The sequence below is a fragment of the Mesorhizobium sp. M7A.F.Ca.US.011.01.1.1 genome (assembly GCF_003998295.1).
In the GTDB taxonomy this organism is placed as follows: Bacteria; Pseudomonadota; Alphaproteobacteria; order Rhizobiales; family Rhizobiaceae; genus Mesorhizobium.
Window position 1 is genome coordinate 315173 of sequence record NZ_RZRT01000004.1, and the last position, 22145, is coordinate 337317.

The 22145-nt window shown below is 63.0% G+C and carries 23 protein-coding genes and 1 pseudogene; 19 read left to right on the forward strand and 5 right to left on the reverse strand.

All coding sequences use genetic code 11. The features are described from left to right. Positions 1 to 86: 86 nt before the first annotated feature. From EOA13_RS08325 to EOA13_RS08335, 3 genes are all read left to right on the forward strand, one after another. The gene (locus EOA13_RS08325) at positions 87 to 1076 is read left to right on the forward strand and encodes a zinc-dependent alcohol dehydrogenase family protein (protein ID WP_127291238.1); all 990 of its coding nucleotides are present in this window, start codon (positions 87 to 89) and stop codon (positions 1074 to 1076) included. Positions 1077 to 1325: 249 nt separating this feature from the next. Continuing rightward, positions 1326 to 1625 carry a zf-TFIIB domain-containing protein gene (locus tag EOA13_RS08330; protein WP_023808853.1) on the forward strand — a complete coding sequence of 100 codons (300 nt, stop codon included), beginning with the start codon at positions 1326 to 1328 and terminating at the stop codon, positions 1623 to 1625. A 66-nt stretch (positions 1626 to 1691) separates the two neighbouring features. Next, a complete protein-coding gene (locus EOA13_RS08335; RefSeq protein WP_127291240.1) occupies positions 1692 to 2678 on the forward strand; it encodes a Tim44 domain-containing protein in 987 nt (328 codons plus the stop codon). A gap of 41 nt (positions 2679 to 2719) precedes the next feature. On the opposite strand, the gene EOA13_RS08340 is transcribed toward EOA13_RS08335, so the two are convergent. Next, a complete protein-coding gene (locus tag EOA13_RS08340) occupies positions 2720 to 3817 on the reverse strand; it encodes a lactonase family protein (protein WP_127291242.1) in 1098 nt (365 codons plus the stop codon). A 198-nt stretch (positions 3818 to 4015) separates the two neighbouring features. Between EOA13_RS08340 and EOA13_RS08345 the strand changes: the two genes are divergently transcribed. The 8 genes from EOA13_RS08345 to EOA13_RS08380 all read left to right on the forward strand — a co-directional run bounded on the left by EOA13_RS08345 (position 4016) and on the right by EOA13_RS08380 (position 11600). Further along, the gene (locus tag EOA13_RS08345; protein WP_127291244.1) at positions 4016 to 4567 is read left to right on the forward strand and encodes a MaoC family dehydratase; all 552 of its coding nucleotides are present in this window, start codon (positions 4016 to 4018) and stop codon (positions 4565 to 4567) included. A gap of 2 nt (positions 4568 to 4569) precedes the next feature. Next, positions 4570 to 5730 carry a CaiB/BaiF CoA-transferase family protein gene (locus tag EOA13_RS08350; protein ID WP_127291246.1) on the forward strand — a complete coding sequence of 387 codons (1161 nt, stop codon included), beginning with the start codon at positions 4570 to 4572 and terminating at the stop codon, positions 5728 to 5730. Further along, positions 5727 to 6896, forward strand: a complete 1170-nt coding sequence (locus EOA13_RS08355; protein WP_127291248.1) for an extracellular solute-binding protein — start codon at positions 5727 to 5729, stop codon at positions 6894 to 6896. Before EOA13_RS08350 ends, EOA13_RS08355 begins: the two co-directional genes overlap by 4 nt. A gap of 26 nt (positions 6897 to 6922) precedes the next feature. Then, a complete protein-coding gene (locus EOA13_RS08360; protein WP_127291250.1) occupies positions 6923 to 8110 on the forward strand; it encodes an ABC transporter substrate-binding protein in 1188 nt (395 codons plus the stop codon). 81 nt (positions 8111 to 8191) lie between these two features. Beyond that, positions 8192 to 8929, forward strand: a complete 738-nt coding sequence (locus EOA13_RS08365) for an ATP-binding cassette domain-containing protein (RefSeq protein ID WP_127291252.1) — start codon at positions 8192 to 8194, stop codon at positions 8927 to 8929. Next, the gene (locus EOA13_RS08370; protein ID WP_127291254.1) at positions 8922 to 9680 is read left to right on the forward strand and encodes an ATP-binding cassette domain-containing protein; all 759 of its coding nucleotides are present in this window, start codon (positions 8922 to 8924) and stop codon (positions 9678 to 9680) included. Before EOA13_RS08365 ends, EOA13_RS08370 begins: the two co-directional genes overlap by 8 nt. Then, the gene (locus tag EOA13_RS08375; RefSeq protein WP_127291256.1) at positions 9677 to 10627 is read left to right on the forward strand and encodes an ABC transporter permease; all 951 of its coding nucleotides are present in this window, start codon (positions 9677 to 9679) and stop codon (positions 10625 to 10627) included. The genes EOA13_RS08370 and EOA13_RS08375 overlap by 4 nt, the downstream gene beginning before the upstream one ends. Position 10628: 1 nt before the next feature. After that, entirely contained in the window at positions 10629 to 11600 is a 972-nt protein-coding gene (locus tag EOA13_RS08380; RefSeq protein ID WP_127291258.1) for an ABC transporter permease, read from the forward strand. A 22-nt stretch (positions 11601 to 11622) separates the two neighbouring features. Here EOA13_RS08380 and EOA13_RS08385 read toward each other — a convergent pair whose 3' ends face one another. Continuing rightward, complete coding sequence (locus EOA13_RS08385) at positions 11623 to 12462, reverse strand: amidohydrolase (protein WP_127291260.1); 840 nt, start codon at positions 12460 to 12462, stop codon at positions 11623 to 11625. Between the two features lie 65 nt (positions 12463 to 12527). After that, the gene (locus EOA13_RS08390) at positions 12528 to 13313 is read right to left on the reverse strand and encodes an IclR family transcriptional regulator (protein WP_023808863.1); all 786 of its coding nucleotides are present in this window, start codon (positions 13311 to 13313) and stop codon (positions 12528 to 12530) included. Between the two features lie 168 nt (positions 13314 to 13481). Here EOA13_RS08390 and EOA13_RS08395 point away from each other — a divergent pair, with 168 nt between their 5' ends. From EOA13_RS08395 to EOA13_RS08430, 8 genes are all read left to right on the forward strand, one after another. Then, positions 13482 to 14801: a sugar ABC transporter substrate-binding protein gene (locus tag EOA13_RS08395; RefSeq protein WP_127291263.1), complete on the forward strand. Its 1320-nt coding sequence runs from the start codon at positions 13482 to 13484 to the stop codon at positions 14799 to 14801. 135 nt (positions 14802 to 14936) lie between these two features. Beyond that, complete coding sequence (locus EOA13_RS08400) at positions 14937 to 15833, forward strand: sugar ABC transporter permease (protein ID WP_127291266.1); 897 nt, start codon at positions 14937 to 14939, stop codon at positions 15831 to 15833. A 2-nt stretch (positions 15834 to 15835) separates the two neighbouring features. Next, the gene (locus tag EOA13_RS08405) at positions 15836 to 16702 is read left to right on the forward strand and encodes a carbohydrate ABC transporter permease (RefSeq protein WP_127291268.1); all 867 of its coding nucleotides are present in this window, start codon (positions 15836 to 15838) and stop codon (positions 16700 to 16702) included. A gap of 4 nt (positions 16703 to 16706) precedes the next feature. Continuing rightward, entirely contained in the window at positions 16707 to 17804 is a 1098-nt protein-coding gene (gene ugpC, locus EOA13_RS08410; protein WP_127291271.1) for a sn-glycerol-3-phosphate ABC transporter ATP-binding protein UgpC, read from the forward strand. A 5-nt stretch (positions 17805 to 17809) separates the two neighbouring features. Next, on the forward strand, positions 17810 to 18922 hold the full coding sequence (locus tag EOA13_RS08415) for a mandelate racemase/muconate lactonizing enzyme family protein (RefSeq protein WP_127291273.1): 1113 nt from the start codon (positions 17810 to 17812) through the stop codon (positions 18920 to 18922). Between the two features lie 9 nt (positions 18923 to 18931). Beyond that, on the forward strand, positions 18932 to 19261 hold the full coding sequence (locus EOA13_RS08420; protein ID WP_127291276.1) for an L-rhamnose mutarotase: 330 nt from the start codon (positions 18932 to 18934) through the stop codon (positions 19259 to 19261). After that, complete coding sequence (locus EOA13_RS08425; protein ID WP_127291278.1) at positions 19254 to 20330, forward strand: Gfo/Idh/MocA family oxidoreductase; 1077 nt, start codon at positions 19254 to 19256, stop codon at positions 20328 to 20330. Before EOA13_RS08420 ends, EOA13_RS08425 begins: the two co-directional genes overlap by 8 nt. Continuing rightward, on the forward strand, positions 20327 to 20782 hold the full coding sequence (locus EOA13_RS08430; protein WP_164780025.1) for a MaoC/PaaZ C-terminal domain-containing protein: 456 nt from the start codon (positions 20327 to 20329) through the stop codon (positions 20780 to 20782). Before EOA13_RS08425 ends, EOA13_RS08430 begins: the two co-directional genes overlap by 4 nt. A 29-nt stretch (positions 20783 to 20811) precedes the next feature. On the opposite strand, the gene EOA13_RS08435 is transcribed toward EOA13_RS08430, so the two are convergent. Then, positions 20812 to 21567 (reverse strand): GntR family transcriptional regulator, encoded by a 756-nt coding sequence (locus EOA13_RS08435; protein WP_245490330.1) that lies wholly within the window; start codon positions 21565 to 21567, stop codon positions 20812 to 20814. Positions 21568 to 21694: 127 nt separating this feature from the next. Continuing rightward, positions 21695 to 22021 (reverse strand): annotated as a pseudogene (locus tag EOA13_RS08440) (hypothetical protein); the annotation flags it as partial. Positions 22022 to 22145: the final 124 nt, after the last annotated feature.

Here is a 22145-nt window from a genome sequence, read left to right on the forward strand (position 1 = left end):
TTCTACTGTTCTTCCCTTACAGCCATTTATCCCCGGTGAACCTAGCTGCATAGCTCATTCGGTTCAGATGATTTGGAGTATCCCGAATGACACGCGTAGTTCGCTTTCACCAGCATGGTGGCCCGGAGGTTCTGCGCATCGAGGATGTTGCGCTTCCCCCACCGGGGCCGGGCGAAGTTCAAATCCGGGTCAAGGCACTAGGCCTCAATCGCGCCGAGGCGCTGCTACGCGCGGGCGCCTATATCGAGACGCCGACGCTCCCCTCGGGGCTTGGTCTTGAAGCGGCGGGTGTCGTCGAGACTATTGGCGACGGCGTGAAGGATTTCGCGCCAGGTGACAGCGTCAGTGTCATCCCGCCGCAATCGATGATCCGCTGGCCGGCCTATGGCGATCTTGCCACCTACCCGGCCCGACTTGTCGTCAAGCATCCGCCGTCGCTTGACTGGCAAACGGCAGCGGCGGTCTGGATGCAATACCTCACCGCCTACGGCGCGCTGATCGACATCGCCGGGCTGCACAGCGGAGACGCCGTCGTCATCACAGCAGCATCGAGCAGTGTCGGGCTTGCGGCGATCCAGATCGCCAACAAGGTCGGCGCGACCGCGATCGCGGTGACGCGGACATCGGCGAAGATGCGGGCGCTGCTCGAGGCCGGTGCGGCCGAAGTCGTGGCCTCGACGGAGGAGGATCTGGCGGCGCGATTGAACCAGATCGCCGGGCCGCGAGGCGTGCGCGTCGTGTTTGATGCGGTCGGCGGCCCGATCTTCGAGCCGCTGACGGCGGCGATGTCGCATAGCGGCATCCTCATCGAATATGGCGGACTGAGCCACGCGCCGACGCCATTCCCGCTGCCAGCGGTGCTGAGCAAAACGCTGACACTGCGCGGCTACCTCGTGCACGAGATCACCGGTAACCCGGTAAAGCTGGAGGCCGCCAAGGCGTTCATCGTCGAAGGCCTGCAGAGTGGGGCACTAAGACCGATCATCGACCGGACCTTTGCGTTCGACCAGATCGTCGAAGCGCATCGGTATCTGGAATCAAACGAGCAGTTCGGCAAAATCGTGGTGACGATCTGAAATCGTGGTGACGATTTGAAATCGTGGTGACCATTTAAGATTTTAGACGGTCTGAGCTATGATGGCGAGCAAATCATTCTTGCAGGGCAATATCGCTCTTGAAGGCGCGGCTCTGCATTCCTACCTGTTCGGTGCGGGCCGGGCCCCTCTGACTGTCGCTTTTGGCGATCGTGATGTCGGACCGCTTTAACGGGCCCGTTTCCATTCTTTCGGTCAAGCGGGCTCATTCCTTTCGGTTTGGAGCCCCGTATGACATCTTCTCTCCTTGGCATGACTTGCCCCTCCTGCCGCGTTGCGCTCGTGATGAGCGAACGCCAGGGTATCGAAATCGACTACTGTCCGCAGTGCCGCGGCGTCTGGCTTGATCGGGGAGAACTCGACAAGATCATCGAGCGTTCCGGCAGGGAAGCGGCGCCCGCGCCGCAGCCACAGCCGGCAGCATTCTCCCAGCCGCAACACGGCCAGGGCCGCGACGACGATTATTCCCGCTCCCACGGCCACCGCTATCCGAAGCGGAAGAAATCATTTTTCGAAGAGTTGTTCGATTGACCGCATGACGCCGGCACCCGGCGGCGGTGAAACTTCCGAAACCGCAGAGACAAAGGTTCATCTCCGATGACTTCCCGTACAAGCCGATTTGCAGCCCTCTTTGCAGGACTGTTCCTGGCGTTTTCGATGGTTGCGATAGACCATGCCGAGGCGCGCCGCGGCGGCAGTTTCGGCAGTCGTGGCATGCGCACGTTCCAATCGGCACCGCCGACCAGGACCGCACCGGCCCCGACCGCTCCAGTCGAGCGTTCGATGACGCCCAACACCGGTGCGAACAACGCGGCCCGGCAGCCGCAGGCCGGCCCGCAGAGGCCCGGCTTCATGAGCGGTTTCGGTGGAACGATGATGCGCGGCCTGCTGCTCGGTGGCCTGATCGGCCTGCTCGTCGGCCAAGGCTTCGGCGGCCTGGCCGGCATGTTCGGTTTCCTGCTTCAGGCCCTGCTCATCGGTGGCGCGATCATGCTGGCTATCCGCTTCTTCCGCTCGCAATCGGCGCGTGGTCCTGCGCCAGCGCTCGCCGGTGCCGGCAATGCCCAGGCTTCGAGATTTGAGAACCGCGCAACGGCAGGGCAGCAGACTGCAGGCTCCTTCACAATTCCTGGCTTTGGCGGTGGTTCGGGCGGAAGCTCTCCGGCCATCGGTTCTGATGAGATCACGCTGGCTCAGACCGACCTCGACGCATTCCAGCAGCTGTTGACCGATGTCCAGGAAGCATTCGGGCGCGAAGACCATGCCGCTCTGCGCCGGGCTGTTACCCCCGAAATGGTGTCCTATCTGTCGGAAGAGCTGGCCGACAATGCCCAGAAAGGTCTCAGGAACGAGGTAACGGACGTCACGTTGCTGCAGGCCGACGTCGCTGAAAGCTGGCGTGAGGATGACCGCGACTACGCCACGGCCGCATTGCGCTACGAGTCTCGTGACGTGACGCGCGAACGGGCCAGCGGCAAGGTCGTCGCGGGCGACGATGATCATCCGACGGAGACGACCGAGCTGTGGACATTCGTGCGTGAGAATCGCTCCAGTTGGAAGCTGTCGGCGATACAACAGGCTTGAGCCCAGGGCGATTTTGTCCAAGGCTTCACAGTTGTGGGCGTTCAGCGCACGATCTTGACGCACATCGGCGTGCCGATCTCGATGGCACGCCCGGTGTCGGTCAGCATGCCGCTGTCAAAGTCGCGCGCAAAGATCGAGATGCGGTCGCCATTCTGGTTGGCCGAGAACAGATGGCTGCCTGACGGCGTCAGCGCCAGATTGCGCGGGGTCGCACCCCCGCAAGGGACATAGCCGACCAGGCTCAACGCACCGGTCTGCTGGTCGACCGCCATGATGACGACGCTGTCATGGCCACGGTTGGAGCCGTAGACAAAACGGCCATCCGGCGAGATCTGGATGTCGGCGCAATGGTTGCTGTCGCGCGCCTCGGCTGGCACCGCGGGCTTGGCGTCGATGAGCGTGAGCTTACCCGAGGCTTCGTCCAGCGCCATCGCCACGATGGTCGAATCCAGCTCGTTCATAACGAAGACGAAGCGTCCGTTCGGATGCAGTGCGAGGTGGCGTGGACCGGCGCCGGATGGCAAAGCGGATTCGGCTAGCTTGGCCAGATTGCCGTCGCGCTCGATCCGGTAAGACACCAGCCGGTCGATGCCGAGGTCGGCGACGATGGCTGTTCCCCCGGCGATGGTTTCGGTGACGCTATGGGCATGCGAGCGTTCCTGCCGCGCCGCATTCGGGCCGCTGCCTTTATGCGAGATGCTGGCCAGCGGCGCCGACAGCGCGCCGTCCTTCTCGAAACCATAGACAGCCACGGCACGATCCGGACCGCCCTCGCCCATGCCGTAGTTTGCGACCAGCAGTTTTGTCCCGTCGCGGGTGATGGTGTTGTGGGCGGTGATGCTGCCGAGCGACGGCTGCTTGTTCAGATAAATGAGCGTACCAGAAGCTCGATCGAAGCTGTAGGCGGAGACGGTTCCCTCGCGCCAGGTGAAGACTTCCGAATTGGCATAGATGTGCGAGCCGTCCGGCGTCACCGAGAGGAAGGTTGGATTGTCGACATCGTTGGTCTCGGCCAGTTTTCGTGTTTCCAGCGTCGTCTCGTCGAAGCTGTAGACGCTGAGGCCGACACCGCGTGCACCCTGAAAATACGGCGCCTCGCGGTTCAGGCTGCCGACAAAGACCAGACAATCCCTGCGCATGATTTCCTCCCTGCCCGCCTGCGCTTCGGCGCGCGGGAGCAGCCAAAATTTCGCCTGTTCATGCTTGCAACACAACCCCATATGTGAAAATACTATTTACAAAAGAAGATTGACGGGAGGAGACGTCTTGCATTTCGACGCCTTGATGCGTTTTCCGACAGCTGTGACGTACCCCATCCACGGCTGGCGGTGCCGGCCATGAACGATTTCGCGCCCACCGTCGGCGTCGCCTCGACGCATCCCAAGAACATGCCTGGGGATCACGCCGCGCTGCCGGTGTGGAACGCCGAAAACTGGTTCTATGAGGATTGGCCGGTCGGGCAGAAGATCCGCTCGTTGCGACGGACCATGGCCGAAGGCGACAGCCATTTGTTCAACACGCTGGTGCTCGACATCCACCCCTATGTGCAGGACCAGATGTTTGCCGAGAGCGAAGGCATTTTCGGCAAGCGGCTGATCGCCGGCGCCTTCGTCTTCTCGGCTGGCCTGGGACTGGTCGCCACCAACTGCATCAACGCCTTTTCCTATGGCTACGACAAGCTCCGCTTCATAAAACCCGTCTTCATTGGCGACACGATCTATTCGATCCGCTCCAACCTCGACAAGAAGCCCCGCTACAAGGAGATGGGGCTGATCCGCGCCAGCTATGAGGTTTTCAAGGGCGAAGGCGAGCTCGTTCTTTATTGCGAGCATCTGCAGACGGTGAAGTACCGCAACCCGGCCGACTTCGTCGGCAAGACGGAGAAATAGAGATGCCGGCAGCAGCCGAATTGCCGCTCGCCGGTCTCGTCGTCGTCGACATGAGCCAGTTCCTGTCGGGCCCGTACTGCTCACTCAGGCTGCTCGATCTCGGCGCCCGCGTCATCAAGATCGAGCGTCCGGATGGCGGCGACCTGTCGCGCCGGCTCTATCTCAGCGACACCGAGATCGGCGGCGATTCCACCATCTTCCACGCCATCAACCGGGCCAAGGAAAGTCTTGCCATCGACCTCAAGAACGAGGCCGATCTCGAAGCGTTGCGCGGCCTCCTGGCCAGGGCTGACGTGCTGATCCAGAATTTCCGGCCGGGCGTCATCGAACGGCTCGGCTTGGACTACGAGGCGGTCCGCAAGATCAATCCGCAGCTGGTCTATGCCTCGATCAGCGGCTACGGCGAGGACGGCCCGTGGGTCAAGCGGCCCGGCCAGGATCTCCTGGCGCAGGCGCGTTCCGGCGTGATGTGGCTGAACGGAGACGAGGACCAGGGACCGGTGCCATTCGGCCTCGCCATCGGCGACATGCTGGCCGGTGCGGCCTGCGCGCAAGGCATATTGGCCGCACTCGTGCGGCGCGGCATCACCGGTCAGGGCAGCCATATCGAAACCAGCCTGCTGGAAGCGCTGGTCGATTTCCAGTTCGAGGTGCTGACGACGCATCTCAATGACGGCCGCCGGCTGCCCAGGCGCTCCAGCTTCCGCAGCGCGCATGCCTATCTGTCGGCGCCTTACGGCGTCTATCCGGCGAAAGACGGTTACCTCGCCATCGCCATGACGCCGATCCCCAAACTGGCCGATCTGCTGTCGCTCGGCGAACTCGCACCCTATCGCGACAAGCCTGCATCGTGGTTCACCGCGCGCGACGACATCAAGGCGATCGTCGCGCAGCGGATCGCCACCAAAACCATCGACGAATGGCTTGATATCCTTGAGCCGGCCGACATCTGGTGCGCCAAAGTGCTGACCTGGCCCGAGATGCTGGCAAGCGAGGGCTTCCAGTCGCTCGATATGCTGCAGACGGTGACGCGCGAGGATGATGTCTCGATCCTCACCACGAGTTCGCCGCTCCGGGTCGATGGCATCAGGGCCAAGGTCGACCGGGCAGCACCACGCATCGGCGAGCACAGTGCCGCTATCCGCGCGGAGTTCGGCCTGTGAGCGTGCCCATCCTCAAGGGCATGACCTGGAGCCATCCGCGTGGCTACGATCCGATGGTCGCCTGCTCGGCGCTGTGGCAGCAGAAGACGGGTATTGCCGTCGAATGGGACAAGCGCTCGCTGCAGGACTTCGAATCCTTCCCGGTCGAAGAACTGGCGCGCGCCTATGATCTCATCGTCATCGACCATCCGCATGTCGGCCAGATCACCGCGGAGCGTTGTCTCGAGCCGCTGGATGTCACCGGCCGCGAGGCGGAGCGCACAGCCCTTGCCTCGGGCAGCGTCGGCCAGTCCTATCCGAGCTACAACTGGCAAGGACAGCAATGGGCTTTCCCGATCGATGCGGCAACCCAGGTCCAGGCATGGCGGCCGGATGCGATCGGTGCGCCACCGGCGCGCTGGAGCGAGGTGCTCGATCTCGCCCGTCAAGATCGCGTGCTGCTGCCGCTGCGGCCACCTCACGTGTTGATGGTGTTCTACACGCTTGCCGGCAATCTCGGGCATGCCTGCAGGACCGATCCATCCGACGACCTGATCGATGTGGAGATCGGTAGCCAAGTCTTCGAGGCAATGCGCCAGATTGCAGCGCTGGTCGATCCCGCGTGCTTCGAGATGGATCCGATTGCCGTCTCCGAACGTATGGCGGAGGCCAGTTCCAGATTCGTCTGCGCGCCACTGATCTATGGCTACGTTTCCTATGCGGCGGCTGGCTTTCGGGCGAACCGGCTGGCCTTTTCCGATGTTCCGGTCATCGGTTCCGGCGGCCCGATCGGTTCGGCGCTCGGCGGCACCGGCATAGCCGTATCAGCCTTTTCCAAAGCCAGGGATGCCGCGATCGACTTTGCCTATTGGGTCGCGAGCGGCGATATCCAGCGCGGCGCCTATGCCGCCGCCGGCGGCCAGCCCGGCCATGCAGCGGCCTGGGAAGATCAGGCCGTCAATGAAGCGACCGGCGACTTCTATCGGGATACGCGCGCGACGCTGGAGGGCGCATGGGTGCGGCCACGCCATGACGGCTACATGGCGTTCCAGCAGGCCGCGTCCGAACGCATCCTTTCCGGCATGACATCCCGGCACAATGCCGCCGAGGTCGTTGCCGATCTTAATCGCCTGTTTCGGGAAAGTTCCCCGGCGCAGGTGTCCGGCGCTGCCGGTGGAGGAGCCTGAACCAAACCGAACGGAGGAGAACAAAAATGACAGGAATGATCCGCGGCCTGCTGGCCGCAACGGCGCTTGCCTCGCTTGCAACGGCCGCCTTTGCACAGGATGTGCAAGGCGTCATCGGCGGGCTGCCGACCGAACTCAAGGCGCAGTATGACGGCGCGCCCCAGAAGGTGCTGCCTTCGGCCTGGGACAATTTCACCGCGCCGCCGAAACCGTGGAAGTGGTGCCACTCGGAATCCTACCAGGGCAATCCGTGGCGGGTCACGGTGACCAAGGAGTTGAAGCGCCTTGTCGACGGGCTAATCGCCGGCGGCACCGTCTCCAGCTTCGAGGTGTCTGATTCCAACAACGACGCAAGCCAGCAGATCAACCAGATCCGCGCCTTCATCGACAAGAAGTGCTCGATCATCACCTCGATCCCGGGCTCGGCGACGGCGCTCGACGATGCGATCGACGCTGCCGCCAAGGCCGGAATTCCGTTCATCACCGCGGCAGGTTCGGTGACCAGCCCGAACGCGATCAATGTCGATTCCAACTATGCGCGCTGGGGCTATGACATGATGACGGCGATCGGCAAGGCGCAGCCGGACGGCGCCAGCATCCTCCTGGTCGAAGGCATTGCCGGACACCCGATCGTGGTACAGGAGCGCCAGGGCGCGGACAAGGCGCTGGCCGAAAACCCGAAGCTGAAGATTTCGCGCAACGTCAACGGCAACTGGACAGCCAACGTCACCAAGACCGTGGTGCTGCAGGCGATCGCCACCAACCCGGCGCCGATCGATGCGGTGTGGACGACAGGCAGCGAAAGCCGCGTCGTCGCCGAGGCCTTCGCAGAAGCCGGCCGGCCGGCGCCATTGATCACCGGCTCGATCACCGGCGATGCTTTGGGCTACTGGAAGGCTAACCCCGACAAGTACCGCTTCGAAGGCCATGCGGTGCTGCCGCACTGGACCGCGCAGACGCTGTTCCGCGTCGGCGAGCGCATGCTCGACGGACAGAAGCCGAAGCTGAACACACTGCTGATCCCGATCCCGCCGGTCCACACCGCCGATCTCGGCGCCTGGTACAAGGACTGCATGACGACGGATGCCGTGTCGATCTTCCCGATCCCGCCTACGGATCCGATGCCGGAGGAATGGCTCGACGCCTATTTCTCGAGCCCGGCGCCGACCAAGGGCTGGGATTATTCGAAGGTGCCCGATGCCTGTGCAAAGTGACACCTGCGCAAAGTGACGCCTGCTAATCTCTCAACAGGCCGGCTCCTTCGGGAAGCCGGCTTGCCAGCATCGAAATGCGACATGCTTGAAATCAAAACCATATCCAAACGCTATGGCGAGACGATCGCGCTCGCGGACGCATCGATCGCGTTTCGGGCGGGAACCATCCACACGATCCTGGGCGAGAACGGTTCGGGCAAGAGCACGATGGTCAAGCTGCTGTCCGGCATCGTCCAGCCGGACAGCGGCGTGATCCTGCTGCACGGCAAGCCATTTTCTGGCGCCAATCCATCGGCCTTCCAGGCGCAAGGCTTCGCCACGGTGTTCCAGGAGGTGCTGATCGCGCCGGATCGCAGCGTCACCGACAACATCCTGCTCGGCCTCGACGGACTGGTCCGGCGTGCCGTTCCCCGTCATGAGCGCCGTGACCGGGCGGAAGCTGCGCTGAAGCGCTTCGCGGTCACCGACGTCCCCCTCGACAAACCAGCCGGCCTGCTGCCGCTCGCCGCGCAGCAATTGGTCGTCCTTGCTCGCGCGATCGTGCGCAACCCAAAGATCCTGATCCTCGACGAGGTCACCGCCGCGCTCGACTTCGCCGATCGCGAATCGGTGTTTTCGTTGATGCGTGCGCTTGCCGGCGAAGGCTGCCTGATCCTGTTCATCACCCATCGCATGGACGAGGTGATGTCGCTTTCGGATCGCATCTCGATCCTGCGGGGCGGCAGCGTGGTGCGCACCGAAGAGCGCGGCGCTTCCACGCCGGCGGAACTTCTCAAGGCGATGGCGCCACGTACCGCTGCGGAATTGGCGCATGGCTGATCGCACTGCTCTCGATTTTGGTGGTCTTGCCGTTCGCGAACTCGTCATCGCGCCTGGCGCCAGCCCGATCACGCAGCCAATCGCTCCAGGTGAGATCGTCGGACTTGCCGGCCTCGATGGTCATGGCCAGGAGCTGTTTCTCAAGATGCTTGCCGGCCTGGAACCGCCGCATGGCGGCTCGATCGAACTCGGTTCATCAGATGCCTCCCGAAAGATTACCGGGTTTCGCAAGGCTGTCGCCAGCGGCATCGCCTATTTGCCGCGCGACCGACGCGCCAACGGCATTTTCCCGACACAGTCGGTGCTCGACAATTTCGCCGTCTCGACCTTGTCGCGCGACACGCGGCTCGGGCTAATCAGCCCGTCGGCACGCAAGGCGCGCTACGACCTCTATCGCGAAAAACTCTCGATAGTGGCGCCCCGGCCCGATGCGCCGATCACCACTCTTTCGGGCGGCAACCAGCAGAAGGTGCTGTTGGCGCGTGCCTTGGCGCTGGAGCCCGCGATCCTGCTCCTCAACGATCCGACGCGTGGCGTCGACGTGGCGACGCGGCATGTGCTCTACGACGTGTTTCGCGGGCTGGCGTCCGACGGCATGGGGCTCGTCATCCTATCCAGTGAAATCGAGGAGATTCTTCTCCTGTGCCAGCGCGTGCTGGTGTTCCGTGAGAATGAAGTCGCGGCCGAGATCTCTGGCGACGCGCTCACCACCGACAGCGTGATATCAGCCATGTTCGGACGTGCGGCATGAACCCTGTTGCGCGCCTCCTGTCCCTTGGACGAAATTTCGGCTTCGCGGTGGTGCTGCTGGTCGTGCTGCTTGCGATCAATCTTATCCTCAGCCCCGGGCGGTTCCAGCCGGGTTCCTGGGGCGCGCTGGTCGGATTGGCGGCGCCCTTGATCGGTGCGGCCATTGCGTCCACGCCTGTCATCCTCGCCGGGCGTGGCGGCATCGACATCTCGGTTGGGCCATTGATGGGCTTCGTCAACGCTTTGACGATCCAGGTGCTGTTCCTCGGCGCCGGCATCTCATCACCCCTAGTGCTCGTTCCGGCGGCGTTGCTCGTCGGCGCTCTGGTGGGCGCTGCGAACGGCTTTCTGGCGACAATCGTGCGCATCCAGCCGATCGTCGCCACGCTCGGCACCTATCTGATCCTGACCGGCGTGACGCTGACAATCCTGCCGGCGCCGATCGGTCCCGCACCGGCCTGGCTCAAGGCACTGTCCGGTCCGCTGTCGATGCTGCCGCTGGCACTCATGTTCATCGCCTGGTGGCTGGTGCGGCGTACGCCTTATTACGACCAGCTGATGGCGGTGGGCAGCGACGACCGGGCCGCCTACACCGCCGGCGTCGATGTCACGCGCGTGCGCTTCCTCGCCTATGTCATGACCGGCCTCTTCAGCGGATGCGCCGGGCTGATGCTGACCGCGCTGATCGGCTCCGCCGACCCCAATATCGGGCCGACCTACACGCTGATCGCCATCGCCGCCGTCGCGCTCGGCGGCGTCAGCCTTGCCGGTGGCCGTGGCGGCGTCGCCGGTGCAGCCATTGGCGCCATCGACATCTTCCTGCTGCAAAGCGTGCTGACGACGTTCAACGTCTCGACCTTCGTGCTGCAGATCGCCTACGGCGCCATCCTGGTGCTGGCGGTGATGCTGACGGCTTTGCAGGAACGCCTTGCCATGAGGGGGCGCTGATATGTCTTTCCACGAAAGCCTGTTCGCGACAACCAAAGCGCGCGTCGTTGGAGCTTTCTGTGTCGCGGCGCTGCTGCATCTTGCCGGCACAGTCCTCATTCCCGGTTACTCCGCGCCGTTTGCAATACGCGCCATGCTGGTCCTCGCTTCGTTGCTTGCCGTCGCCTCGATCGGGCAGACGCTGGTCGTCATCATGGGTGGGATCGATCTGTCGATCCCTTTCGTCATCGGCTTTGCCAATGTCGTGGCGGCGCAGCTCTATGGCGACGGCTGGAATTTTGCCCTGGTCTGCGGCCTCGTCGGTGCGCTGGCGCTCATCATCGGCGGGCTGAACGGGCTGATCTCGCGCAGCCTCGACATCCAGCCGCTCATCGTCACGCTCGGCATCGGCATGGTCGTGCAAGGGCTGGTGCTGCTGTGGACAGCCGGCTTCCCGTCGGGCTCCGCGCCGCAAGCGGTTTCCAGCTTCGTGTCGATCGGCGGATCGGCCGGACCGCTGCCGGTGCCGTGGCTGGTGCCGAGCCTGGTCGTGCTGGCAGCACTCGTCGTGCTGGTGCTGGAGCGAACGCCCTATGGCCGCCGGCTTTACGCGCTGGGCAGCAATCCGGGCGCGGCGCCACTGGCGCTGATTGACCCGGTTCGCATGTGGGTCATCACCTATGCGGCAAGCGCTTTCTTCGCCGCCGTGGCAGGGGTGCTGCTGCTCGGCTTCACCGGTTCGGCCTATGGCGATGTCGGCCAGCCCTATCTGCTCCAGACCATCGCGGCGGTCGTCGTAGGAGGCGCAGCACTTGTCGGTGGCCGGGGAAGCTATCTCGGCACGATCGCCGGCGTGCTGGTGCTGACCGAGATCAACACGCTGCTGATCGGCCTCGGCTTCCAGCCCGCAGCGGTGCAGGCCTCGCTCGGCTTCGTCATCGTGCTGCTGGTTTCGCTCTATGGCCGCGAACGGCACGTCTCGACGACGATCTGAGAAGACTTGTAGCAGAAGCCGGTTATTCGAGCCGCCACAGCTTGCGGGCATTCGCGGACAGCAGCCTGTCGCGTTCATCGACGCTGCAATCGGCAAGCAGCGCATGGGTCGCCGCCACCCAGGTCGACAGGCCGCCGCCAAGCGTGCAGACCGGCCAGTCGCTGCCCCAGACGACGCGGTCCCAGCCGAACGCGCCGATTGTGTGCTCGACATAGGGCCGCAGCGTCTCAGCCGTCCAGCTGCCGGCATCGGCATAGGCAACGACACCGGAAATCTTGGCCATGACGTTCGGGCGCTGCGCGATCTTACTCATATGTTCTCGCCACGGATGCTCGGCTCCGCCCTTGATATCGGGCACGCCGCAATGGTCGAGGACAAACGTCACATCGGGCGCCAGGTCGGCCAGCGCGATTGCCTTCGGGATCTGGTGCGGCAGCACGACGAGATCGAAGGTCAGCCCGGTGCCGCCGAGCCGCTTAATGTTGCTCCGAAACAGCGCGCCCTCCGAAAGCTCGTCGGGCATGACATGGAGGACGCGGCGGAAGCCCTTGACGAAAGGGGTTGCCCGCTGGCGCTCGAGATAGGCCGGAAAATCCGCCTCTTCGGGCCGGCAGGATGCGATCACTCCGGCCAGCATGCTGCCGGGTTGTCGCGACAGCCTTTCGACACGAGCGGTCTCGGCCTCGATCTCTGCGGGATCGACATCGACCTCCATATGCAGCACGCGTTCGACGCCGACACGCTGCGCCTCAACGGCGTATTCCTCATAGGAGAAATCGCGGTTGAGCGCCGGCACGCCGGTGAGCCAGGGATAGCGCAGGGCCGAGCGATCGATCAGGTGAAGATGGGTATCGATGATCATGGTGAGGCTCCTCCCTCTGGCTTTTCAAATCATCTCACGGGGGAATTCTTCATTCAAATAAGAATTCACACCGATGAGCCGACTGCTGATCCAGCAAGGTGCGACAGCTTTTCACACGTTGCCAGCAATAGTTCGATCGTCCTGGTGATGTCGGGCGCGGAAGGCGCGTTGACCACGGTGATGTAGGGAATCGACAGCGCGGCGATCGCCTTGCCGTCGGAACTGCGCACCGGGGCGGACAGGTTGAAGACGCCGGCTGTCTGCATCGAGGCCATCATCTCGTAGCCACGGTCTCGGATCTGGTCGAGACGGGTGAAGAACTCGGTCGATTGCGCCGTCTTGTCGGTGCTGCGGACGTGTTCGGAAATCATCATCTGGCGCTCTTCCGGTGAGCGGAAAGCGAGCAGCACATGTCCCGAGCCGGTGTCGAACAGACTGATATGGGAGCCGACCCGGATCGATATGCCCCAGTAGTTCGGTGCTTCCTGCTGACCGATGACGACGGCAGAACCGCGATCAAAAACAACGAGTTGGTTGGCCTGCTGCGATGTCTCGGCAAGCTCACGCATCAGCGGCGTCGCATAGGAGACCAGCCGCCGTACCGGCGCGTGCAACTGTGCCAGACCGAACAGCTTGAGCGTCAGCGAATAGCGGTCGCCGTCGAGGCGCGTGACGTAGCCGCGCCGCACCAGCCGGTCGAGCATGCGATAGAATTCATTGGGGCTGCGGTCGAGTTTCTTGGCGATTTCGGCCTGCGTCAGGCCACCGTCCACACCCGCCAGCAGTTCGAGGATATCAAGCCCCTTGTCGAGCGCCGGCGCGCGATAGCGCTCGTCTTCGCTGTCGTCCATGGCTCATCCCTCCAGTGAATTTCACCCTTCATATACGCAGGAACACACCTGGCGGAAACAAATTTCGCCTTGACGTATCCATGAATGTTTTGTTTGTATATGAATGTAGCACTTCTTGTCATCAGACGAGTTGCGGTCGCCGCTGAGGCGCACCAAGGGAGGATACCAATGAACAGACTGCTTTCCGGCGTGTCCGCCGGTGCATTGTTGCTTGCGTTAGGCGCAGGCGCTGCCCTTGCCGGCGACCTGCCCGGCAAGTTCGAAGGCGTGACCGTCGACGTGAAGCTGATCGGCGGCCAGCAATATGAAAAGCTCTACGAGCGCATTCCCGAATGGGAGAAGGCGACCGGCGCCAAGGTCAACATCCTGACCAAGAAGAACGGCTTCGACATCGACAAGGAGCTCAAGTCCGACATCGCCTCGGGCAGCACCAACTGGTGCGTCGGCTGGAACCATTCGTCCTTTGCGCCGCAATATACGGGCCTTTACACCGACCTCAGCAAATTGCTGCCCAAGGAAGAGATCGACGCTTTCGTGCCGTCGACGATCACGTCCGCAACCATCGACGGCAAGCTGGAGATGCTGCCGCGTGCGCAGTTCGACGTTTCGGCGCTCTACTACCAGAAGAGCCTGTACGAGAACGCCGACAACAAGACCAAGTTCAAGGCGAAGTACGGCTATGATCTGGTACCGCCGGACACCTGGAAGGAAGTCACAGACCAGGCCGAATTCTTCGCCAACCCACCCAATTTCTACGGCACGCAGTTCGCCGGCAAGGAAGAGGCGATCAACGGCCGCTTCTATGAGATGGTCGTCGCCGAGGGTGGCGAGTATCTCGACAAGGAGGGCAAGCCGGTCTTCAACTCCGAGGCCGGCATCAGGGCGCTCGACTGGTTCGTCAACCTCTACAAGGCCAAGGCCGTGCCGGCCGGAACCACCAATTACCTCTGGGACGATCTCGGCCAGGGCTTTGCGTCCGGCACCGTCGCCATCAACCTTGATTGGCCGGGTTGGGCCGGCTTCTTCAACGATCCGAAATCGTCGAAGGTCGCCGGCAATGTCGGCGTGAAAGTCGCGCCGAAGGGCTCGTCCGGCAAGCGCACCGGCTGGTCCGGTTTCCATGGCTTCTCGGTGACCGAGAACTGCCCCAACAAGGAGGCCGCGGCTTCCCTGGTGTGGTGGCTGACCAACGAGGACAGCCAGAAGCTCGAGGCCGCCGCGGGCCCGCTGCCGACCCGCACCGCGGTCTGGGACTGGGACCTGAAGCAGGCCGAAAACGATCCTTACAAGAAGGAGGTTCTTACCGCCTTCCAGGAAGAGGCCAAGCACGCTTTTGCCGTGCCGCAGACGCCTGAATGGATCGAGATCTCGAACGCCGTCTATCCCGAATTGCAGGCGGCGATCCTCGGTGACAAGACCTCCAAGCAGGCACTGGACGATGCGGCCGCCAAGGCGACGCAAATCCTCCAGGACGCCGGCAAGCTCTAGAAACGGGCTCCCAGGGCTGCCTCCCCCATCGGGAATGGGGGAGGCGATCGCGTTTCGCCGGATGCCAGCGGTTTACACTAATCCTTCGCCCGCGGCCCACGCAGCGCCGCCAATGCAAACACCTCAGGGATTCTGATGAAGGGCTTCAAGCCATCCGCGCCATTCCTGCTGCTGCTTCCGGCCATGATCGTGCTGGCGGCGGTTGTCGTCGTGCCGCTGCTGTTGTCGCTCTACTCCAGCTTCACGCCTTTTCGCTTGATCAAGCCCGAGACATTTTACGTCTTCATCGGCTTCAGGAACTATCTTTCGATCCTGTCCAACGCCGATTTCTGGTGGGCCTTCGGCCGTACGGTGCTGCTGCTGACCATCGCGCTCAATCTCGAAATGCTGCTCGGCCTCGGCCTTGCCATGCTGGTCGAGAAGGCAACGCGCGGCCAACGTATCCTGCGCACGCTGATGATGTTCCCGATGATGTTTTCGCCGATCCTGGTCGGCTTCCAGTTCAAGTTCATGTTCAACGACAATATCGGTCTGGTGAACAATGCCCTGCAGTCGCTCGGCATCACGCAGGACGCCATACCGTGGCTTATCGAAGGCCATCTCGCCTTCATCGCCATTTCGATCGCCGAAATCTGGTCGTCGACGGCGATCTTCGCCATCCTGATCCTCGCCGGACTGCTCGCCATGCCCAAGGAGCCGATCGAGGCGGCGCGGGTCGACGGCTGCACGCCATGGCAGACTTTCCGCTATGTGACGTGGCCGTTCGTCATGCCGTTCGCCTACATCGCCATGACCATCCGTTCGCTCGACGTCGCGCGCGCCTATGACATCGTCAAGATCATGACCGATGGCGGACCGGCGGGCCGCACTGAGCTGTTGTGGACACTGGTGGCACGCACCGCCTACAGCGACGGGCGCATGGGCATGGCCAACGCCATGGCGTATTTCTCGATCCTGCTGTCGATCGCCTTCACTGTCTACTTCTTCAACAAGCTCGCCGCGGCGCGCACGCAGATCGGTGCGGAGTGGTGAAGATGGACGAGAATTCTTCCGCCCGCCTGAAGCGCCGGCTGCTGGGCATCGTCTATCGCATCGGCCTGTTCCTGGCGATGCTGACGATCTGCCTGCCGGGCCTGTGGATCGTCCTCTCGTCGCTGCGGCCGGCGGTCGAGATCATGGCCAAGCCACCGGTGTGGATCCCGCAGGAGATTTCGTTCGACGCCTATGTCGCGATGTTCTCAGGCATCGGCAAGGGCGGCATCCCTGTCATCGAGTACTTCCGCAACTCGCTGATCATCTCGGTGACCTCGACGGTCATTGCAGTGGCCATCGGCATGGCCGGCGGCTATGCGTTCGCGCGCTACCGCTTCCGCTGCAAATCCAGCGTCTTCCTCGGGCTGATGCTGACGCGCACCGTGCCGGGCATTGCGCTCTCGCTGCCGCTGTTCTTCCTCTATGTACGGCTCGGCATCATCGACACACATTTCGGGCTGATCCTTGCCTATGTCGCGCTCAACGTGCCGTTCACCATCTGGCTGATCGACGGCTTCTTCCGCCAGGTGCCCAAGGACCTCGCGGAGGCCGCGCAGATCGATGGCTGCACACGCTGGCAGGCGTTCTGGCAGGTCGAGTTCCCGCTTGCCGGACCGGGCATCGCTTCGGCCGCCATCTTCGCCTTCCTGACCTGCTGGAACGAATTCGCGCTGGCTTCGCAGCTGACCCGCTCGGTGAGCGCCAAGACATTGCCGGTCGGCCTCCTCGACTACACGGCCGAGTTCACCATCGACTGGCGCGGCATGTGCGCGCTCGCCGTGGTGATGATCATTCCGGCGCTCACCCTCACCTACATCGTCCAGAAACACCTTGTCGGCGGCCTGACCTCCGGCGCGGTGAAAGGCTGATACCATGGCAACCGTTACCCTCACCAAGCTGACCAAGCGCTACGGCAATATCGGGATCGTGCATGGCATCGATCTCGACATCGCCGACCGCGAGTTCATCGCGCTGGTCGGCCCCTCGGGCTGCGGCAAGTCGACGACGCTGCGCATGATCGCCGGGCTGGAAGAGATCAGCGCCGGCTCGATCGAGATCGGTGGGCGCATCGTCAACGACCTGCCGCCACGCTCGCGCAACATCTCCATGGTGTTCCAGTCCTACGCGCTCTATCCGCACATGACGGTGCGCGAGAATCTCGGCTTCTCGCTGAAGATCGCCGGTGCCGCCAAGGAAGACATGGAGCGCCGTGTCGCCGAAGCCTCGGCTATCCTCGGCCTCGACACGTTGCTCGATCGCCGCCCCTCACAACTGTCCGGCGGCCAGCGCCAGCGCGTCGCCATGGGCCGCGCCATCGTGCGTGACCCCGATGTGTTCCTGTTCGACGAGCCGCTTTCCAACCTCGATGCCAAATTGCGCACGCAGATGCGCACCGAGATCAAGAAACTGCATGCCAAGGTGCAGTCGACGGTGATCTACGTCACCCACGATCAGGTCGAGGCGATGACGTTGGCCGACCGCATCGTCATCATGCGCGACGGCCATATCGAACAGGTCGGCACGCCCGACGAGGTTTTCCGGCGGCCGGCGACGCGCTTCGTCGCCGGCTTCATCGGCTCGCCGCCGATGAACCTGCATGAGGCGACGATCGACGGCGGCCAGATGGTTTTTGCCAGCGGCGAGAAGTTGCCCTTGCCCGGCCAGTTCAAGGCCAATGTCGCCACCGGCGACAAGGTGGTGTTCGGGCTGCGGCCGGACGACATTTATCCGACCGGCCATGGCATCAGTTCCGGTGGCGCGGCCGACGTCCACCAGATCGAACTGCCGATCACGGTGACCGAACCGCTCGGCAACGAGACGCTGGTATTCGTCGAATTCAACGGTGCGGACTGGGTGTCGCGCATGCTGAACCCGAGGCCATTGAGGCCGGGCGAGCGGGTCGCCATGAGCCTCGACATGTCGCAGGCGCATCTGTTTGCCACTGAGACCGGAAAGACATTGCGGAGCTGATCGGCATGGCCAAAATTGAGAAAGTCGAGCTGCGGATGGTGGACCTTGTGCCCAAGGTCAAGCGCACCGACGCCATCCAGAGCTTCGTCAGCCAGGAAACGCCTATCGTCACCATCACCGATTCCGACGGTGCGGTCGGCACCGGCTACAGCTACACGATCGGCACCGGCGGCTCGTCGGTGATGCGGCTTTTGTCCGACCATCTGGTGCCGCGCCTGATCGGCCGCGACCCCGACATGATCGAGGCGATCTGGCACGATCTCGAATTCGCCACCCATGCCACCACGATTGGAGCGATCACCGCCATCGCCATCGCGGCCATCGATACAGCACTGTGGGACCTACGGGCAAAGAAGCAGAACCTGCCGTTGTGGAAACTGGCCGGCGGCGCCAAGGACCGTTGCCCGCTTTACACGACCGAAGGCGGCTGGCTGCACATCGAGACGGCAGCACTTGTCGATGACGCACTGGCCGCCAAGGCCAAGGGCTTTCGCGGCTCGAAGGTGAAGATCGGCAGGCCGCACGGCTCGGAAGATCTTGCGCGCCTGTCGGCGGTGCGCAAGGCGGTCGGCGACGGCTATGAGATCATGACCGACGCCAATCAGGGATTCTCGGTCGACGAGGCGATCCGGCGCGCGGCAAGGCTGCGTGAGCTCGATCTCGCCTGGATCGAGGAGCCGCTGCCGGCCGACGACATCGACGGGCATATCCGGTTGTCGAACTCGACGCCGACGCCGATCGCGATCGGCGAGTCGCTCTACTCCATTCGCCATTTCCGCGAATACATGCAGAAAGGCGCCTGCTCGATCGTGCAGGTCGATGTCGGCCGCATCGGCGGCATCACGCCCTGGCTCAAGATCGCGCACGCGGCGGAGGCCTTCGACATTCCGGTCTGCCCGCATTTCCTGATGGAACTGCATGTCAGCCTGACCTGCGCTGTTCAGAACGGCCGATATGTCGAGTACATTCCGCAACTCGACCAGTTGACCGGCAAGCGCCTCCGCATCGAGGATGGCCAGGCGCTGGCGCCCGACGAACCCGGCATCGGCATCGACTGGGACTGGGACGCGGTCAAGGCCATGAGCATCGCCGAATTCACCACGGCGATCACGAAATAGGAGACTGATATGCAGCGGATGGGGATGATTCTGGGGCTGAAACCGGAAAAGGTCGACGAGTATGTCCGCCTCCATGCCGCCGTCTGGCCCGACGTGCTGGCCATGATCTCCGCCTGCAACATCAAGAACTACTCGATCTACCTGAAGCGGCCGGAGAACCTGCTGTTCAGCACCTTCGAATACCACGGCAGCGACTACCAAGCCGACATGGCCAAGATGGCGGCCGACCCGAAGACGCAGGAATGGTGGGCGGTCTGCATGCCATGCCAGGAGCCGCTGGCGACGCGCAAGGAAGGTGAATGGTGGGCAGAGATGGACGAGGTCTTCCATCATGACTGAAGGCGGCTTCGACCCTGCCTTGCTCGTTCAATCCTGGCCACAACCTTCAAAACCCCGACCGATCGTCACCTTCGGCGCCGGATCGATCGTCGGCGACGCGCATTTCCCGGCCTACAGGAAGGCCGGCTTTCCCGTCGCCGGCCTTTATGATCCTGATCATGCCAGGGCTGAAAAGCTGGCCAGCCAATGGGGCGTGACAGCCTTTCGCTCGACTGAGGAAGCGACCGCCGTCGAGGGCGCGATCTTCGACCTTGCCACCCCGCCGTCGCGTCATGCCGATGTGCTGAAGTCCTTGCCGGACGGCGCGGTGGTGCTGATCCAGAAGCCGATGGGCAGCAATCTTGCCGAGGCGACCGCGATCCTCGAGATCTGCCGCGCCCGGCAGCTGCACTCAGCGGTGAACTTCCAATTGCGCTTCGCGCCGATGATGCTGGCGCTCAAGGATGCTATTGGCAAGGGCTGGCTCGGCGAGATCGTCGACTTCGATGCCTGGCTGGCGCTGGCGACACCGTGGCAGCTTTGGGAGTTCCTGCTCAAGGCGCCGCGCGTCGAGATCGCCATGCATTCGATCCACTATCTCGACCTGATCCGGCAGTTGCTCGGCGATCCCAAGGGTGTGCACGCCAAGACGCTCGGCCATCCCAACCATGCCGTGGCGCAGACGCGCACCAGCGCCATTCTCGACTATGGCGACACCGTGCGCTGCGCGCTGTCGATCAACCACGACCACAAGTTCGGCCGCCGCCACCAAGCCTGCGAGTTCCGCATCTGCGGCACCGAGGGCGCCGCCTATCTCAAGCTCGGACTCAACCTCGACTATCCCACAGGCGAACCGGATATTCTGGAGATCTATCCGAAAGGCGGGACGGGCTGGATCGCAGTGCCCTTGGCCGGCGAGTGGTTTCCCGACGCCTTCGTCGGCCGCATGGCCAATGTCCAGCGTTTTGCTACCGGAGAAGATGCTACGCTGATCAGCCCGGTCGAGGACGCGTGGAGCACGATGGCGCTGGTCGAGGCGGCGTATCAGTCGAGTGCGGCACCGGCAACGCCGATCGCGGAAAGACCCTGATGGAACAGACCCAGTATTTCGAGGACTACCAAATCGGGTCGTCACGCCTGACCAGCGGCCGCACCATCACCGAGACCGACTTCATCGTCCATGCCGGCCACACCGGCGATTTCTTCCCGCATCACATGGACGCCGAGTTCATGAAGACGACGCCATTCGGCCAGCGCATTGCGCATGGCACTCTGGTGTTCTCGGTCGGCATCGGGCTGACGGCAACCGTCATCAACCCTGTCGCCTTTTCCTATGGCTACGACCGGTTGCGCTTCATCAAGCCGGTGTTCATCGGCGACACGATCCGCACGCGAACCACAATTACGGCCAGGGAAGACGACCCGAAGAGGCCGGGGTCGGGACGGGTGATCGAGCGCTGCGAGGTGATCAACCAGCGCGGCGAAGTGGTGCTGGCGGCCGACCACATCTACATCGTCGAACGCAGGCCGGCGCAGGGCTGAAGTCCATCGCATGCCCATGAGCCACGCCGTCAGGATTTTCGCGACAGGCCATCTTCCCTGATCGCGCTGACCAGCGTCTCGCTTCCCTCGCGAAGATGCTTCCGCAGAATGCTTATGGCCCTGTCGCCGTCGCGCCGCCGGCAGGCGGCCAGCAACTCGCGATGCTCCGTCTGCGAGCGGCTGCGATAGTCCAGGTTCGACAGCAGGATGCGGACGTAGCGATCGGCGGCATTGTGGTGCGCCTCGATCAGGCCGAGCAATTGATGGTTGCCACAAGCATCATAGAGAGCCAGATGGAAGGCCCGGTTCAATGCCTCCCAACGGCCGACATTGCGCTCCGCGTCGATCTGATCGAGCACCTGTTCGGCCTCGTCGAACTTCGCGCCGGAGAGGCTGGGTACCGAAAGCCGGAGCGCCTCGCTTTCGAGCAGCTCGCGCAGCGCGTAGATTTCACTGATCTCGGCGCCGTCCATCCGGGCGACCTGCGCGCCTTTTGTGGGATGAATGGAAACAATACCTTCGGCTTCCAATTGGCGAAGGGCGTCACGAATTGGCATGCGGCTGAAGCCGAACTGCTCGGCCAATTCATCCTGGCGCAGCGGCGTGCCCGCCCTGATGGTTCCACTGGCAATCGCTTCGCGCAGGACATTGGCGACCTGTTCGGCCACGGTCCGCGGCCCCTGCATCACGCTTTCCGCAAATCCTCGCAATCGATGCTCCCCGTTTTCACACAGCATCGAGCCTAATTGAAAAACCCATGCGGATATAGGTATGCCCGTATACACAATGCCCGCGCCAAGCAGACTTCCTCCGCAAGACGCCACCCGCCTCCGCAAGGCAACGTCCCGATTCGCGCATATGAGACGATCGTCTGAAGCACTGAAGGCGCGGCTCGCCCAGCCCTGCGGGCTTTCAGCCAGTCTGCGGCAGGTCAAGCGCGGAGCGCATCCGCCCGACACCACGCTTGTAGAGCATCGCGCCTTGAGCTGGGGCGAGCAGATCAGCATGCGGCGTGAAGTCGGCAACGCACTTGTTGAAGGCGATCTCGCCACACCCGGGAACCAGGCAGTCGAGCTTTCCCTTCGGACACTGACTGAACTTGCAGAGCCGGCCCAGATATCTGTCGCTGCCGGGTTCGATCAGAAAAACGTCTAGCTGGTGATCGGCAACGCTGATCCCTGTTCCCTTCTCAAACGCCTCACGCAGGGCAAGAGCGGCGGCGCGACGCACTTCGCCTAGAGCGGGATGAAATGAGACTGAATCGGCTTGGGATTCCCTTAGGCGTGCAAATCTGATTCAACCTTCATGCTGGGCAAGGAGGTCAGCATGGATGGGCAAGCCTTATTCGATGGATCTTCGCGAA

What these genes read in the sequence shown, in the direction of transcription:
- EOA13_RS08325 (WP_127291238.1), top strand. Translation starts at nt 87, where the DNA reads ATGACACGCGTAGTTCGCTTTCACCAGCATGGTGGCCCGGAGGTTCTG.
- EOA13_RS08380 (WP_127291258.1), top strand. Translation starts at nt 10,629, where the DNA reads ATGTCTTTCCACGAAAGCCTGTTCGCGACAACCAAAGCGCGCGTCGTT.
- EOA13_RS08350 (WP_127291246.1), top strand. Translation starts at nt 4,570, where the DNA reads ATGCCGGCAGCAGCCGAATTGCCGCTCGCCGGTCTCGTCGTCGTCGAC.
- EOA13_RS08340 (WP_127291242.1), bottom strand. Translation starts at nt 3,817, where the DNA reads ATGCGCAGGGATTGTCTGGTCTTTGTCGGCAGCCTGAACCGCGAGGCG.
- ugpC (WP_127291271.1), top strand. Translation starts at nt 16,707, where the DNA reads ATGGCAACCGTTACCCTCACCAAGCTGACCAAGCGCTACGGCAATATC.
- EOA13_RS08335 (WP_127291240.1), top strand. Translation starts at nt 1,692, where the DNA reads ATGACTTCCCGTACAAGCCGATTTGCAGCCCTCTTTGCAGGACTGTTC.
- EOA13_RS08375 (WP_127291256.1), top strand. Translation starts at nt 9,677, where the DNA reads ATGAACCCTGTTGCGCGCCTCCTGTCCCTTGGACGAAATTTCGGCTTC.
- EOA13_RS08385 (WP_127291260.1), bottom strand. Translation starts at nt 12,462, where the DNA reads ATGATCATCGATACCCATCTTCACCTGATCGATCGCTCGGCCCTGCGC.
- EOA13_RS08405 (WP_127291268.1), top strand. Translation starts at nt 15,836, where the DNA reads ATGGACGAGAATTCTTCCGCCCGCCTGAAGCGCCGGCTGCTGGGCATC.
- EOA13_RS08370 (WP_127291254.1), top strand. Translation starts at nt 8,922, where the DNA reads ATGGCTGATCGCACTGCTCTCGATTTTGGTGGTCTTGCCGTTCGCGAA.
- EOA13_RS08365 (WP_127291252.1), top strand. Translation starts at nt 8,192, where the DNA reads ATGCTTGAAATCAAAACCATATCCAAACGCTATGGCGAGACGATCGCG.
- EOA13_RS08360 (WP_127291250.1), top strand. Translation starts at nt 6,923, where the DNA reads ATGACAGGAATGATCCGCGGCCTGCTGGCCGCAACGGCGCTTGCCTCG.
- EOA13_RS08415 (WP_127291273.1), top strand. Translation starts at nt 17,810, where the DNA reads ATGGCCAAAATTGAGAAAGTCGAGCTGCGGATGGTGGACCTTGTGCCC.
- EOA13_RS08425 (WP_127291278.1), top strand. Translation starts at nt 19,254, where the DNA reads ATGACTGAAGGCGGCTTCGACCCTGCCTTGCTCGTTCAATCCTGGCCA.
- EOA13_RS08420 (WP_127291276.1), top strand. Translation starts at nt 18,932, where the DNA reads ATGCAGCGGATGGGGATGATTCTGGGGCTGAAACCGGAAAAGGTCGAC.
- EOA13_RS08345 (WP_127291244.1), top strand. Translation starts at nt 4,016, where the DNA reads ATGAACGATTTCGCGCCCACCGTCGGCGTCGCCTCGACGCATCCCAAG.
- EOA13_RS08330 (WP_023808853.1), top strand. Translation starts at nt 1,326, where the DNA reads ATGACATCTTCTCTCCTTGGCATGACTTGCCCCTCCTGCCGCGTTGCG.
- EOA13_RS08395 (WP_127291263.1), top strand. Translation starts at nt 13,482, where the DNA reads ATGAACAGACTGCTTTCCGGCGTGTCCGCCGGTGCATTGTTGCTTGCG.
- EOA13_RS08390 (WP_023808863.1), bottom strand. Translation starts at nt 13,313, where the DNA reads ATGGACGACAGCGAAGACGAGCGCTATCGCGCGCCGGCGCTCGACAAG.
- EOA13_RS08400 (WP_127291266.1), top strand. Translation starts at nt 14,937, where the DNA reads ATGAAGGGCTTCAAGCCATCCGCGCCATTCCTGCTGCTGCTTCCGGCC.